At 36.4% G+C, this 13,737-nt stretch carries 15 protein-coding genes; 3 read left to right on the forward strand and 12 right to left on the reverse strand.

The annotated features are described in order from the left end of the window. The first annotated feature begins 175 nt into the window (after positions 1-175). Positions 176-1,930, forward strand: a complete 1,755-nt coding sequence (locus ACVWY7_RS01465; protein WP_000163218.1) for an aromatic amino acid hydroxylase — start codon at positions 176-178, stop codon at positions 1,928-1,930. After that, positions 1,911-2,225 carry a 4a-hydroxytetrahydrobiopterin dehydratase gene (locus ACVWY7_RS01470; protein ID WP_000979543.1) on the forward strand — a complete coding sequence of 105 codons (315 nt, stop codon included), beginning with the start codon at positions 1,911-1,913 and terminating at the stop codon, positions 2,223-2,225. Before ACVWY7_RS01465 ends, ACVWY7_RS01470 begins: the two co-directional genes overlap by 20 nt. Positions 2,226-2,242: 17 nt before the next feature. On the opposite strand, the gene ACVWY7_RS01475 is transcribed toward ACVWY7_RS01470, so the two are convergent. Both ACVWY7_RS01475 and ACVWY7_RS01480 read right to left on the reverse strand, forming a co-directional pair. Further along, positions 2,243-3,100: a VOC family protein gene (locus ACVWY7_RS01475; protein WP_000009815.1), complete on the reverse strand. Its 858-nt coding sequence runs from the start codon at positions 3,098-3,100 to the stop codon at positions 2,243-2,245. A gap of 21 nt (positions 3,101-3,121) precedes the next feature. Further along, complete coding sequence (locus tag ACVWY7_RS01480) at positions 3,122-3,526, reverse strand: DoxX family protein (protein ID WP_001071556.1); 405 nt, start codon at positions 3,524-3,526, stop codon at positions 3,122-3,124. A 156-nt stretch (positions 3,527-3,682) separates the two neighbouring features. On the opposite strand from ACVWY7_RS01480, the gene ACVWY7_RS01485 reads away from it, so the two are divergent. Next, a complete protein-coding gene (locus ACVWY7_RS01485; protein ID WP_001020695.1) occupies positions 3,683-4,228 on the forward strand; it encodes a helix-turn-helix domain-containing protein in 546 nt (181 codons plus the stop codon). A 32-nt stretch (positions 4,229-4,260) separates the two neighbouring features. On the opposite strand, the gene ACVWY7_RS01490 is transcribed toward ACVWY7_RS01485, so the two are convergent. The 10 genes from ACVWY7_RS01490 to ACVWY7_RS01535 form a co-directional block, all read right to left on the reverse strand. Further along, on the reverse strand, positions 4,261-4,638 hold the full coding sequence (locus ACVWY7_RS01490) for a hotdog family protein (protein WP_000025005.1): 378 nt from the start codon (positions 4,636-4,638) through the stop codon (positions 4,261-4,263). 111 nt (positions 4,639-4,749) lie between these two features. Further along, positions 4,750-5,208: a GNAT family N-acetyltransferase gene (locus ACVWY7_RS01495; RefSeq protein WP_000276116.1), complete on the reverse strand. Its 459-nt coding sequence runs from the start codon at positions 5,206-5,208 to the stop codon at positions 4,750-4,752. Between the two features lie 56 nt (positions 5,209-5,264). Continuing rightward, positions 5,265-5,828 carry a GNAT family N-acetyltransferase gene (locus ACVWY7_RS01500; RefSeq protein ID WP_116869394.1) on the reverse strand — a complete coding sequence of 188 codons (564 nt, stop codon included), beginning with the start codon at positions 5,826-5,828 and terminating at the stop codon, positions 5,265-5,267. Between the two features lie 249 nt (positions 5,829-6,077). Further along, positions 6,078-6,476 carry an ankyrin repeat domain-containing protein gene (locus ACVWY7_RS01505; protein WP_001258470.1) on the reverse strand — a complete coding sequence of 133 codons (399 nt, stop codon included), beginning with the start codon at positions 6,474-6,476 and terminating at the stop codon, positions 6,078-6,080. Beyond that, positions 6,443-7,261: an ABC transporter ATP-binding protein gene (locus ACVWY7_RS01510; protein ID WP_000626545.1), complete on the reverse strand. Its 819-nt coding sequence runs from the start codon at positions 7,259-7,261 to the stop codon at positions 6,443-6,445. Before ACVWY7_RS01510 ends, ACVWY7_RS01505 begins: the two co-directional genes overlap by 34 nt. Continuing rightward, positions 7,248-8,276: a FecCD family ABC transporter permease gene (locus tag ACVWY7_RS01515; RefSeq protein WP_000445949.1), complete on the reverse strand. Its 1,029-nt coding sequence runs from the start codon at positions 8,274-8,276 to the stop codon at positions 7,248-7,250. Before ACVWY7_RS01515 ends, ACVWY7_RS01510 begins: the two co-directional genes overlap by 14 nt. Before the next feature lie 5 nt (positions 8,277-8,281). Beyond that, positions 8,282-9,229 carry a helical backbone metal receptor gene (locus ACVWY7_RS01520; RefSeq protein ID WP_000748472.1) on the reverse strand — a complete coding sequence of 316 codons (948 nt, stop codon included), beginning with the start codon at positions 9,227-9,229 and terminating at the stop codon, positions 8,282-8,284. A gap of 156 nt (positions 9,230-9,385) precedes the next feature. Continuing rightward, positions 9,386-9,613: a YrhC family protein gene (locus ACVWY7_RS01525; RefSeq protein ID WP_000661442.1), complete on the reverse strand. Its 228-nt coding sequence runs from the start codon at positions 9,611-9,613 to the stop codon at positions 9,386-9,388. Positions 9,614-9,739: 126 nt separating this feature from the next. Further along, positions 9,740-12,343 (reverse strand): bifunctional acetaldehyde-CoA/alcohol dehydrogenase, encoded by a 2,604-nt coding sequence (gene adhE, locus ACVWY7_RS01530; protein WP_000260480.1) that lies wholly within the window; start codon positions 12,341-12,343, stop codon positions 9,740-9,742. A gap of 259 nt (positions 12,344-12,602) precedes the next feature. Continuing rightward, positions 12,603-13,736 (reverse strand): bifunctional cystathionine gamma-lyase/homocysteine desulfhydrase, encoded by a 1,134-nt coding sequence (locus ACVWY7_RS01535; protein ID WP_001201906.1) that lies wholly within the window; start codon positions 13,734-13,736, stop codon positions 12,603-12,605. Position 13,737 lies beyond the last annotated feature (1 nt).

Below are 13,737 nucleotides of genomic sequence, written 5' to 3' on the forward strand. Positions count from 1 at the left end.
TTCCCCCCTATCAAATGTTTCGATAGGGGGCTTTTTCTATTTCTCACAGAAACAAATGTTAAATAATTCCGAATCTTATGATAGAATTTTTATAAGCGCTTACAATTATAAAATGAGGTGATACAAGCTATACGAAATCGATATTCCGTTTTATAGAAAAAAGGAGGATGTTTAAATGACAAAGAAAACAGAAATTCCATCGCATTTAAAACCATTCGTATCTACACAGCATTATGATCAATACACACCGGTGAACCACGCTGTATGGCGTTACATTATGAGACAAAATCATAGTTTCTTAAAAGACGTTGCCCATCCAGCCTATGTGAATGGACTACAATCATCTGGTATTAATATAGAGGCAATCCCAAAGGTAGAAGAAATGAATGAATGTTTGGCGTCAAGCGGCTGGGGCGCTGTAACGATTGACGGACTTATTCCTGGCGTCGCATTTTTCGATTTTCAAGGGCACGGATTGCTACCAATCGCAACAGATATTCGCAAAGTAGAAAACATCGAGTATACACCTGCTCCAGATATTGTACACGAAGCAGCAGGACACGCACCTATTTTACTTGATCCTACATATGCAAAATATGTAAAACGATTTGGGCAAATTGGTGCAAAAGCTTTTTCCACAAAAGAAGAACATGATGCATTCGAAGCTGTTCGTACATTAACGATTGTAAAAGAAAGCCCTACTTCTACTCCTGATGAAGTTACAGCTGCTGAAAATAATGTAATTGAAAAACAAAACTTAGTTTCTGGCTTATCAGAAGCGGAACAAATTTCACGGCTTTTCTGGTGGACAGTGGAGTACGGATTAATTGGAGATATAGACAATCCAAAAATATATGGTGCTGGTCTCCTTTCTTCTGTTGGCGAAAGCAAACATTGCTTAACAGACGCCGTAGAAAAGGTTCCATTCTCTATAGAGGCATGTACAAGTACAACTTATGACGTAACAAAAATGCAACCACAACTATTTGTTTGTAAATCATTTGAAGAATTAACGGAAGCACTTGAGAAATTTGCTGAAACGATGGCCTTTAAAACAGGTGGTAAAGAAGGCTTAGAAAAAGCAATTTGCTCTGAAAACCATGCAACTGCTGAATTAAATAGCGGATTACAAATTACAGGTACATTCACCGAGACAATTGAAAACGATGCGGGTGAATTGATTTATATGCGAACAAGTTCGCCAACAGCATTAGCCATTCACAATAAACAGTTAGCGAATCATTCTACGGCTGTACACAGTGACGGCTTTGGAACACCGATTGGATTACTCACTGAAAATATTGCATTAGAAAATTGTACAGATGAACAACTACAAGCATTAGGAATTACAATTGGAAATATTGCTGAGTTTACTTTTGAAAGTGGTATTCATGTAAAAGGAACAGTAACAGATATTGTAAAAAACGATAATAAAATCGCTCTTATTTCCTTTATCAATTGTACAGTTACTTATAACGACCGCGTTTTATTTGATGCTTCATGGGGCGCATTTGATATGGCTGTTGGTTCAACAATCACTTCCGTATTCCCAGGTGCCGCAGATGCTGCAGCATTTTTCCCAATGGATGAAGAAATTCAAGAAATTCCTGCTCCACTTGTACTGAATGAACTTGAACGTATGTATCAAACAGTTCGTGATATCCGAAATGAAGGTATTTTACACGACGCACATATCGAGCAATTAGTAGCAATTCAAGAGGTATTAAACAAATTTTATGCGAAAGAATGGTTACTTCGCCTTGAAATATTAGAATTGCTTTTAGAACATAACAAAGGGCACGAAACATCAGCAGCATTATTACAACAACTTTCTACTTTCACAACTGATGAAGCTGTAACACGCCTTATTAACAATGGTCTTACGCTACTTCCAGTAAAGGATGTGAAAAATGATGCTACGATTAACTGAAGAAGAAGTTCAAGAGGAATTATTAAAGTTAGATAAATGGGTAGTAAAAGATGAAAAATGGATTGAAAGAAAATATATGTTTTCCGACTACTTAAAAGGAGTCGAATTTGTCTCTGAAGCCGCCAAACTATCAGAAGAACATAATCACCACCCATTTATCCTTATCCAGTATAAAGCAGTCATTATTACTTTGTCATCTTGGAATGCAAAAGGTTTAACGAAACTGGATTTTGAGCTTGCGAAGCAATTTGATGAACTATTTGTCCAAAATGAAAATGCAATTATAAGAAAGTGAAAAAGAGAAGCCTTTATTTAGGCTTCTCTTTTTATTTTGAAATGGATACAATGTCCAAATGGATCCTCGACTTGTAATATTCCATCTTTGTACGTAGCAATCTTGCCAATATTTTTTAAGCTTTCACATACTTGCTCTTTTTGTTTTTCATCTGCTAGTACAATTGTGAAATATTTCAAACCAACGGAATTTGGCATTTGCGGTAGTATTCCTTCACCTTGCCACGTATTTAAACCGATATGGTGATGGTAGCCACCTGCTGATACAAAGAGCGCCCCATTACGAGCTGGGATCGTTACTTCAAAACCAAGACCATCTACATAGAAACGTTTCGCTTCTTCCAAATCAGCTACATGGAAATGAATATGTCCCATCACAGTACCAGATGGAAAACCATTCCATGTACTTCCTTGCTGCAATAATTCTTCACCAGCTAACGGGTGACTAACAAATGGTAGCTCTCCATTCTCATCACGCCAAACTTCTTTTTGGCGATCATGATAAATTTCAATCCCGTTTCCATCTGGATCAGCTAAATAAAGGGCCTCACTAAAGTAATGGTCAGCTCCGCCGTGCAGTGGATATACCATTTCTACAAAATGACGAAGGATATTCGCTAAATCCTGTCTGCTCCGTAATAAAATTGCGTAATGATATAAACCCGTTCTCCCTCTTTGCTTTGGTAATGCTTCTTTCTTTTCTTCAATGATAAGGAGTGGTTCGTTATCTTCATTCCCAAATGTAACGACCATTTCATCTTCTTTTAGCACTTTCATACGTAGTACTTCTGTATAAAACTCTAGTGATTTCTTTATATTTGATACATATAAATGAACAACATCAAGTGTTGTATCGGGATGAAGTTGAAAACTCATCTTGTTAGCCTCCCATTTAAATTAGTTCTTCTTTGACATTTTCTCTTTTAAGAAATTATCTACAAAACCATCCGCTTTCGCAACAAATAAGTACGCCCCCATTGCTAGTAATGCAAGCTCTAATTCGAAGCCAGGATTTTTTCCATCTCCTAATAAACCAGCTGACCATTTTACTTTTATAATTGCTCCAACCATAACTAGTGCAAATAATAATCCAATATATCTTACACCTAAACCTAGAATTAATAATAGACCGCCAACTAATTCAACTGTTGCTACACCGTATGCAAGTCCTCCTGGTAAACCAATGCTTGTGAACCACCCTGCAATATTGTCAATTCCCGATTGGAATTTTGTTAAACCGTGCATAAAGAACGTTACCCCTAACACGATACGAATAATTAAGTTACCAATATGTTGATTCATTTCCTTCTCTCCTTTATGGTTTTCTTATACAAAACTTTTATTTACATTACAAAACATACACTAATTTTTTTTATTCGTCAATTCATTTTCACTGGGAAAATATATATTTTTTTTGCTATGATACAAATAGTTGTTTACAAAAAGGAGCTTGATTTTATGAATATTGGTTCTGCAATACGTGAAATTCGTCAACGTAGAGGCATAACAATTGCACAAATTTGTGAGGGGACAGGTCTTTCTAAAGGGTTTATGAGTCAGGTTGAAAATAATAAAACATCACCATCTATCTCAACTTTAGAAACGATCTCCAATTTTTTAAACGTTCCTCTTCCCTATTTATTGTTAGAACAAAAAGATCGATTGAAAGTTGTCAAAAAGGGAGAACGTAAATATAGTGTATATGGAAAAGATGAACAAAGAATTGAACATGTTGCAGAGCAAGGTGGCCTTCGCCTCAATCTCGTAGAAATTCCTGCTGGGTTTCCGAAAGAAAACACACCAAATGCCCATGAAGGAGAAGAATGTCACCTTGTATTACGCGGAAAACTAGAAGTTCAACACGGAGAAGATGTTGCAATTGTAGAAGAAGGGGATTCTTTCTCCTGGAATGCATGTGTTCCTCATATCGTTCGTAATATAGGAGAAGAAACTGCCTTATTACTCATCTCTAGTCATGCTGAAAATCGAAAACGTGTTTATTAAACAAAAAAGAAGCCTGTAAATCAGGCTTCTTTTTATCCTCTTATAACTCCATAGCTTGTCCCAACTAGTACAGTCTTTTCGTGTTGATTACGATAAACTGATTCGATTGAAACCTTTTTGTATCCTTCCATCTGTTCAACATTCGTTAAAGTTAATTCACAAGTGATTGTATCTCCTGCAAAAACTGGTCTAATAAACTCACTTACTAATTCTCTTGCTATGTAATGTAATTCTTCGCCTACTTTCGTTCCAATACTAGCAGTCAATAAACCATGAACCATTAAACGTCCATTTTCATCATATTCCATATGATGCCTACCTTTATCCCCTGTAATATTTGCAAATTCAAAAACCTCTTCCTCAGTAAATCTTCTTTCGTATTTAAATACATCCCCAACTTTTATACTCATTTTTATCCCCCTAATAATAAACAGAATTTTCTTTCATTTTATCATAAAATGAATCTTAGTTCAGTTTATATTATTAAAATAGTAAGCCTTTTTCTGTTCTACTTTTTCTCCTTATCGGTGCCCCTCTTTTTTGGCTATTTGATATCCATAGTACGCACATGTTCCATTTCTCGATAACTCTCTCACCTCAAAACCACAACTTCTATAAAAATCAAAATTACTCGCAGAAGTATGCGCAAACCAGTCACCATGTGGCAATTTTTGCAAACAAAGAGCGACAAGTTTCTTACCTAATCCCTTCCCTCTATATTCACATTTCACAACTAAATTTACTATGTTTGCGACCATGATTCCATCAGAAATGACTCTAACCATCGCAATCATCTCTTCTTCATCCCAAATTGTGAATGCCCATGTTGAATTTTCAAATGCTATCGTAAATTTTTCAATTTGCCAAGAAGGGATATTATCATTGCTCCAACCGGCATCTTCAAATAAAGTCTTAATTGCATATGCAGGTACACCATTCGTTCCCTCACGAATAATAAGTCCATTATGATAAATGTACATGTAATCCCCCCTTTATTTTTATATACCATTCTTCAAAAGATGCAATTTACCTTTTTTCATCCAACACGCCTAATAGAATAAACGAGAACATCGATCCCATGAAATGAAGTTGTTTTCTCATAACTAAGCCCTGTTTTTCTGGCAACAAAGATTGAGGCGGGGTGGTCCGGATTAATAAGAGAGATTAATTTATTCATTCGTAACGCTTGGAAGCCATAATCTCGAAATGCTGCTGCTGCTTCTTTCGCATACCCTTTTCCCCAATACTGAGGTAATAACCAATAACCAATTTCAATTTCCTCTTTTCCATCTATTTGTTGCTTCACTAATCCTGCATGACCAATTCGTATTCCCGTTTCCTTTTCAATTAATACAAATAAACCGAGACCGTTTTTATAGCTAGGAATCACCCACTCCTCCAAACTTTTTTTACACTGCATATATGTTTTTAACGTCCCATTTCCAATATAACGCATTACCTTCTCATTTCCCCATAGTGAAGCGTAGAACTGTAAATCATCCATTGTATATTTGCGAATTTGTAAACGATCTGTATGAAACATTTCTGCACTCCTTCCCACGAATTTGTACTTAATTACACGCTCACGTCTTGTATCCATACTAAATGTTACTATCTATTATAAATGAACTAACATTGAAATACAGAATATTCAATCCCAAAAGAATTTAAAAAAGGCAGTAGACAAATATTGTCTACTGCATCCATATCATAACTAGCATAAAGAAAACTACAATTGAGGGGGGGGTAGGATTTTCAAATACACTAGATACTTATCCCGTTCTAACGGGCGGTAAACTTTCCAATTATATAAAAGTGAAAAGTTTACCGCACATAAGAACTTTGGCGGTCAGTAAGAAAGCACCGTTAAGTAGTCAAATACACGCTGTGCTTTTTCTCCACCCATTCGTGCATGTTGAAGAAGAGAAATACCATGTGGACCAGATGCACGTAATGCTTCTGGTTGTGCTACTAAAATAGCTTGTACAACTTCTAATTCCCCCAGCATAGCGGCCGCGAAAATATCCATTCGAGCACCCTTTTCTAATAAGTAAAGAGCAATATCTTTACGCCCTACATGTGCCGCTGCTCCTAACGCACTTTCCCAATCTGATCCGCCCCAATTGTAAGAGGCATGAAGTAAACTTGGCGATTCAGCCAACAGTTCTTGTACTTTTTCTAAATCTCCGTGAGCTGCCATAACAAATTCTCTTACTAACTCAGTGGTAACACGTTCTTCTGTTCGCATTTTGCTCCTCCTTTTTTAGAAATTCGTTTCGGTGTAAAAAATGGCTTTTCGCTTCCTTGAAAAATATCTACATCTATGCCAAATACATGTTGAAACATTTCATGACATAACACTTCTTCTGGTACACCATCATACTGAAGCTTCCCTCGCTTTAATACGAGTAAACGATCACTATATTGAGCCGCTTGGTTAATATCATGTAAAACCATTATAATTGTCATACCAAATTCCTCGTTTAGTCGTTTCACAAGTTCCATTACTTCCAACTGATGAACGATATCTAAAAAAGTTGTTGGCTCATCCAATAATAAGACGTTCGTACGTTGTGCTAGCGTCATTGCAATCCAAGCGCGTTGTCTTTCTCCTCCTGATAAAGATTGTAAAAGACGATATTCATACCCTTCAAGATTTGTAACAGACAATGCCCAATCAACAATTTCTTCATCTTCTTTATTTAAGCGACCTCTCCATGATTTATGAGGGCCTCTTCCAAATTCGATTAATTCTTTCACTGTTAAATCTAATTGATGATCATGCATTTGTGGTAACATCGCTAATTGCTTCGCTACATCGGCACTTTTCATCGTATGAATACTTTTTCCATCTAAAACGATATCTCCTTCGCTCTGTTTAAGTAGTCTTGCCATTAAACGAAGCAAAGTAGATTTCCCTGACCCATTCGGTCCAATTAAACTAACGACCTCTCCAGCTTTAATATGTACATTCATATTTTGCATTTGAAATCTTTCGGAATGTGCGTAAAACACTTTGTTAACGGAAATCACGTTGCTTGCCTCCCCTATGAATTAAATATAAGAAGAACGGACCGCCTAAGAAGGATAATAAAATACCGACAGGTAATTCAATTGGATCGAACCAACTTCGAGCTATCGCATCTGCGAAAACAAGTAATATGCCTCCGCCAAGGCATGATAATGGCAGTAAATATTTATAGTCATTCCCAACTAATAAACGTAACATATGTGGTACGACGAGACCGACAAATCCAATAAGACCAGAAACACTCACCGCAATTCCAGCTAATAATGTACTTACTACTATTAAATAAAACCGGCTTCTCTCCACGTTATGACCCAATAATTTCGCCATTTCATCTCCAAGCATTAATACTCGAATATGCTTGATACCAAAGAAAGCCAATATAATAGCGAATATTGCATAATAAATAATCATGTTTAAATGTGCCCAGCTCACACCACCAATGCCACCTGCTAACCACGGTAACACGGACTGTACTTTGTCACTATGCAATAACATTAACGCTGATGTCGCTGCACCAATTAATGCATTGATTGACACGCCTACTAAGACAATTCTTGAAGGTGGCGCCCCTTTTTGCCATGATAAAGCATAAATGATCATCGCCGTTATGAAAGCTCCTAAAAACGCCCCGAGCGGTAAAAAAGCCATATGCTGAGGGAATAAAATCATAATTACGATTGCTACAAGGCCTGCTCCAGATGAAACCCCAATAATACCGGGGTCTGCAAGAGGGTTTCTCATAACTCCTTGTAATAATGCACCTGATGCAGCTAAACATGTTCCTACTATAAATCCAACGAGCACTCTTGGTATACGAAGGTCCCATACAATTCGATGAACTGTCGACCCTTCATCTTGTATCCCTGTTAGAATATCTCGTAAAGAAAAGGATAAGCTTCCTGCGAAAAGGCCGTAAAAAAGACCTAAAATCGTTAATATAACTAAACTAACTGCTATGATCCATCTTTTTTTCGCAAAAGGATGTTCCTCTTCCCTTACTACTTCACTACTTTCCATACTTATCATTTCCTTACATCTTGTATACTTTTATACATAAAGTCCATCGCTTCTGTAACTTTTGTTCCAGGATTTGATCCAAATAAGTCAGATGGCAAAATAACTACACGATTTTGTTTTACTGCATCTAAATTTTTCCATGCTTCATTTTTCATCATTTCACCTTCAAATGCTTTTTTAACGCTATTTGGATCTCCATGTGTAATTAAATAAATCACATCTGGATTTGCCTCAATAATGCGTTCTACGCTTAGCTGCGCATATTGCGGATATTCCTTCATTTCTGGAAAATCAGCAGCGATATTTTTTCCGCCTGTCTTTTCTAAAATATCACCTGATAAAGAGGTTGGTAATGCGGCTAAATATGTACCTGGTGCTCCATACACTAGCAATGCTTTCACATCGCTTTGTTTCTCATATTTCTTCATTTGATCATTAATTTTTTCATTAAGTTCGTTTGCTTTATCTTCTTTCTTCATTATCGTTCCATATAGCTCAATATTCTTTTGAATATCTTGTACAGAATTCGCAGAAGAAATCATTACTTTCGTTCCTTGTCCTTCCACCGTTGGAATGTTCTTTTGAAATCCATTGTTAGCAATAAGTACATCAGGCTTTAAGCTAGCAATTTGCTCAAAATTTGGCTGATGTGCATTCCCGATTACTTGTATTTTCTTTATATCTTCTGGAAGAGTTATTTTTGTATCTGGACGACCTACAATTTTTCCACCTAAAGCACGAATAATATTCATGTCTCCCATACTTAATGTTGCAAAACTCTCTGGCACTTTATCGAATGTTACCTTTCTTCCTGATAGGTCGGTAACTTCTATTTTCTCTTTTCCTTTTTCTGTTTTTGTTGCCGATGCTTTTTCGTCTCCTTTTGCACTGCAACCTATTAATAAGAAAAAAATAGATAAAATCGCTGTGAATAGCGTAATAGATTTTTTCATTCTTTCACCTCTAATTGATAATGATAATCATTAACTACTATTCTACTTTAATTGATAAGGATTATCATTGTCAATATAAAACGCATACATTTTCTAGAAAAACAAAAAGCGTTACAAAAAAGATTCCTTCTTTTTGTAACGCTCTATTTATCAATATTATTCACATTCGTTTCCCTCTAACTCGTCTCGCATCACTTTCACACGCTGAAAGAAAAAGAAGGATAAACTTAAAAATATAACAATGCTCCCCATCATAACAAAAGGTTGTGATGTTTCTTTTGCTCCATTTGGAATCAATAAGCCAACCATTAACAATGTACTTACAGCGAGAAGAATTTGTCCGAACCGAGTATAATCTTCTATTTTCTCTTGTAATTCTTTCATTATATTCTCACTCCTCCATTTCACTGTATCATATTCTACTAAACTTAAAGACAAGTAAATACAGCCATTCTGGGAGATGTTTTCCAAAAGAAAAAGAGCCGCTTTATGGCGACTCTTTCATAACCATTACTCACCTTTATATGCTTTCATATAAATTTCTTTCAGCTCTGAAATGAGAGGTAATTTCGGATTAGCTGTTGTACATTGATCTTCAAAAGCTCTTTCTGCTAATAATCCAACAACCTCTTCAAATTGGTCTTTAGCAACTCCTTGTCCCGCAATACTCATATTTATATTTAAACTTTTTCCGAGATCAATAATTGCTTTGACGAGTGATTCCACACCTTCTGCCGCCGAACTTGCTGGAAGCCCGAGCATTCTCGCAATATGTGCATAGCGTTCATCAGCCACAAAGTGCTCATATTTTGGGAACAATGCATGTTTTCTTGGCTTAATAGCATTATAACGAATTACGTGTGGCATAAGAATTGCATTCGCACGTCCATGCGGAATATGGAATTCTGGTCCAATTTTATGCGCTAAACTGTGATTAATACCTAGGAATGCATTTGCAAATGCCATCCCTGCAATTGCAGAAGCATTATGCATTTTTTCTCGTGCTTCTTCATCATGTCCATCTTTAAATGCTCTTGGTAAATATTTAAATACGAGATCAATGGCCTTTAATGCTAATCCATCTGTATAATCATTTGCTAAAACAGACACATATGCCTCGATTGCATGCGTTAATACGTCCATCCCAGTATCTGCTGTTACATGTGGTGGTACTGTCATTACAAATTGCGGATCAACAATTGCTACATCTGGCGTTAATTCATAATCCGCGAGTGGGTACTTTATATTATTTTTCTTATCTGTAATAACCGCAAATGGTGTCACTTCTGATCCTGTTCCAGATGTTGTTGGAATAGCAACAAACTGCGCCTTACTTCCTAATTCCGGATATTTACATGTGCGTTTTCTTATATCTAAAAACTTCTGTTTAATTCCATAGAATGTTGTTTCTGGATGCTCATAGAAAAGCCACATCCCTTTCGCTGCATCCATAGCTGAACCACCACCAAGTGCGATAATGACGTCAGGCTGAAAACTTCTCATCATTTCCGCACCTTTAAACACAGTTTCATCTGATGGATCTGGCTCAACCTCAAAGAAAACTTCTACTTTCACATCATTTGCATGTTTACGTAAATAATGCGCGACCGTATCTACATATCCGTGCTCAACCATTCCTGGATCCGTTACAATAAACGCCCGTGAAATGTTAGGCATATTTGCTAAATATGCTGTCGCATGTTTTTCAAAATAAATTTTTGGTGGTAATTTGAACCACTGCATATTCTTTTTTCTATTTGCCAACCTTTTTATATTTAATAAATGCGTCGCTGTTACGTTTTGAGAAACCGAATTTTTCCCGTAGGAACCGCAGCCAAGCGTAAGTGATGGAATAAATCCATTATATATGTCACCGATTCCACCTTGTGATGAAGGGGCATTGACAATAAGGCGGCAAGCTTTCATACGTAATCCAAATTGCTTTTGCACTTCTTTATTTACAGAATGGATAACTGCTGAATGTCCTAAACCACCGAGGTTTAACATTTCTTCACAATATGTAAATCCTTCTTCTAATGAATTTGCTTTTACACAAGCTAATACTGGACTTAACTTCTCACGAGATAGTGGATATGCGGCTCCAATGCCTTGTATTTCAGCTACAAGCATTTTTGTATTTTTAGGTACAGTAATTCCAACTAATTCGGCAATATACTGTGCGGATTTCCCTACAATATCACTATTTACTGCACATGTATTTTCATTAATAACAAGCTTTTCTAATTTTCTTCTCTCTTCCTCTGTTACAAAGTAACAATCATTTGCAATCATTTCTGTTTTCACATCATCATAAATTTCCTTATCTACAATGATTGCTTGTTCTGATGCACAAATCATCCCGTTATCAAATGTTTTTGATAAAATCAAATCATTAACCGCTCGTTTTATATGCGCTGATTTCTCTATATAACATGGTACATTACCAGGACCTACACCTAGCGCTGGTTTTCCAGTAGAATAAGCTGATTTCACCATACCAGCCCCTCCAGTTGCTAAAACAAGTGCAATACCTTCATGGTTCATTAATTGTTTCGTTGCTTCGACAGAAGGCTTTTCAATCCACTGCACACAATGTTTTGGTGCACCCGCCTTCACCGCTGCATCGTATACTGTTTTCGCGGCTGCAATAGAACAATTTTGTGCTGAAGGATGAAATGCGAAAATAATTGGATTTCTCGTTTTTATCGCGATTAATGCTTTAAACATTGTTGTCGATGTTGGATTCGTTACTGGTGTTACCCCAGCTACTACACCGACGGGCTCCGCAATTTCTATTATTTCTTCATGAGGATCTTCGTGAATAATCCCTACTGTTTTATCTTTCTTTATGCTATGCCAAATATATTCAGTAGCAAAAATATTTTTAATGCATTTATCTTCATATACCCCACGACCTGTTTCTTCAACAGCCAACTTCGCAAGTGGCATATGTTGATCAACACCTGCTAATGCCATTTCATGAACAATGTTGTCAATTTGCTCTTGTGTAAAACTTTCTAATGCTTGTAAAGCCTTCCGACCGTTATTCACTAACGTATCAATCATCTCTTTTACTTCCTGCATTTCATTTACAACTTTCTCTTTGACTACCATGTAAATTCCTCCTATTCTGCTACATTGGACTAAATACGACCCTATAGGTCATAATTAGTCCCGATTAGCACAAAAAAAATAGAGTTGCTTTCCTACATGAACCTCATTGTTTGTGAAATATTTCACAAGTTTGTTCGTGAGTAACACTTCATGAACTTAATATACATGAATTTATTTCATTTGTGTTTGTCTATTTTGTGAAAAGTTTCACAAAATAATGTGGTAAAAATGCACTGCCTATACTAGCAGTGCATTTTTACTATGCTAACGCTTGTGCTAAATCTTCAATTAAATCTTCTCCGTCTTCAATACCGACAGAAATTCGAATTAATGTATCTGTAATTCCTAGTTCTTTGCGACGATCTGCTGGGATTGATGCATGTGTCATTTGAGATGGGATAGAAATTAAACTTTCTACTGCTCCTAAACTTTCAGCCAGTGTAAAGTATTGTAATCTCTCAAGTACTTTATTTAATGTTTCTTCGCTATCTACATCAAATGAGATAATAGCACCAAATCCATTTGCTTGTTCTGTTGCTAATTCATGGTTTTGATGTGATGCAAGACCTGGGTAATATACTTTATTTACTTTTGGATGATTATTTAAAAACTCAGCAATTGCGCGTGAATTCGTTTCATGCTCTTCCATTCGAATTCCTAATGTTTTTAAACCACGAAGTAGTAAGAAGCTATCTTGCGGGCCAAGAATACCTCCTGTTGAGTTTTGTACAAAGTGAAGGTCTTCTGCTAATTGCGGGCTATTTACAACTACTAAACCTGCAACTACGTCACTATGACCTCCTAAATATTTTGTTGCACTATGAAGTACAATGTCTGCTCCTAAAGAAATCGGCGACTGCCAATATGGCGTCATGAATGTGTTATCAATAATTGTTAATAAATCTTTCTCTTTAGCAAGAGTAGATATTTTTTTAATATCAGTAATTTTTAGTAATGGATTCGTTGGTGTTTCTACATAAATCGCTTTTGTATTTGGACGAATCGCTTCTTCGACTTCCTCTAAGTTTGTTGTATCTACAAATGTATGCTCAATACCGAAGCGGTTTAATACTTTCGTAATTACGCGGTACGTTCCACCATACACATCATCTGTTAAAATAACGTGGTCACCTTTTGAGAACAACATAATCGTAGCTGTAATAGCCGCCATGCCTGAACCAAATGCAAAACCAGCATGACCGTTTTCTAATACAGCAATCATTTCTTCTAAAGCTGCACGTGTTGGGTTTCCTGTACGTGAATATTCATATCCTTGATGCTTACCAACTGCTTCTTGTTTGTACGTACTCGTTTGATAAATCGGTACATTTACAGATCCAGTTGAAGGTTCTCCTATGCGAATACCATGAATTAACTTTGTCTTTGCTCTCATT

The sequence above is a fragment of the Bacillus sp. TE9106W genome, from assembly GCF_054062215.1.

Bases quoted from the DNA above. Each gene is read 5' to 3' on its own strand.
- adhE (WP_000260480.1), bottom strand. From the start codon at position 12,343: ATGGTAGTCAAAGAGAAAGTTGTAAATGAAATGCAGGAAGTAAAAGAG.
- ACVWY7_RS01470 (WP_000979543.1), top strand. From the start codon at position 1,911: ATGATGCTACGATTAACTGAAGAAGAAGTTCAAGAGGAATTATTAAAG.
- ACVWY7_RS01485 (WP_001020695.1), top strand. From the start codon at position 3,683: ATGAATATTGGTTCTGCAATACGTGAAATTCGTCAACGTAGAGGCATA.
- ACVWY7_RS01500 (WP_116869394.1), bottom strand. From the start codon at position 5,828: ATGGATACAAGACGTGAGCGTGTAATTAAGTACAAATTCGTGGGAAGG.
- ACVWY7_RS01480 (WP_001071556.1), bottom strand. From the start codon at position 3,526: ATGAATCAACATATTGGTAACTTAATTATTCGTATCGTGTTAGGGGTA.
- ACVWY7_RS01465 (WP_000163218.1), top strand. From the start codon at position 176: ATGACAAAGAAAACAGAAATTCCATCGCATTTAAAACCATTCGTATCT.
- ACVWY7_RS01490 (WP_000025005.1), bottom strand. From the start codon at position 4,638: ATGAGTATAAAAGTTGGGGATGTATTTAAATACGAAAGAAGATTTACT.
- ACVWY7_RS01475 (WP_000009815.1), bottom strand. From the start codon at position 3,100: ATGAGTTTTCAACTTCATCCCGATACAACACTTGATGTTGTTCATTTA.
- ACVWY7_RS01535 (WP_001201906.1), bottom strand. From the start codon at position 13,736: ATGAGAGCAAAGACAAAGTTAATTCATGGTATTCGCATAGGAGAACCT.
- ACVWY7_RS01495 (WP_000276116.1), bottom strand. From the start codon at position 5,208: ATGTACATTTATCATAATGGACTTATTATTCGTGAGGGAACGAATGGT.
- ACVWY7_RS01525 (WP_000661442.1), bottom strand. From the start codon at position 9,613: ATGAAAGAATTACAAGAGAAAATAGAAGATTATACTCGGTTCGGACAA.
- ACVWY7_RS01505 (WP_001258470.1), bottom strand. From the start codon at position 6,476: ATGCGAACAGAAGAACGTGTTACCACTGAGTTAGTAAGAGAATTTGTT.
- ACVWY7_RS01515 (WP_000445949.1), bottom strand. From the start codon at position 8,276: ATGGAAAGTAGTGAAGTAGTAAGGGAAGAGGAACATCCTTTTGCGAAA.
- ACVWY7_RS01520 (WP_000748472.1), bottom strand. From the start codon at position 9,229: ATGAAAAAATCTATTACGCTATTCACAGCGATTTTATCTATTTTTTTC.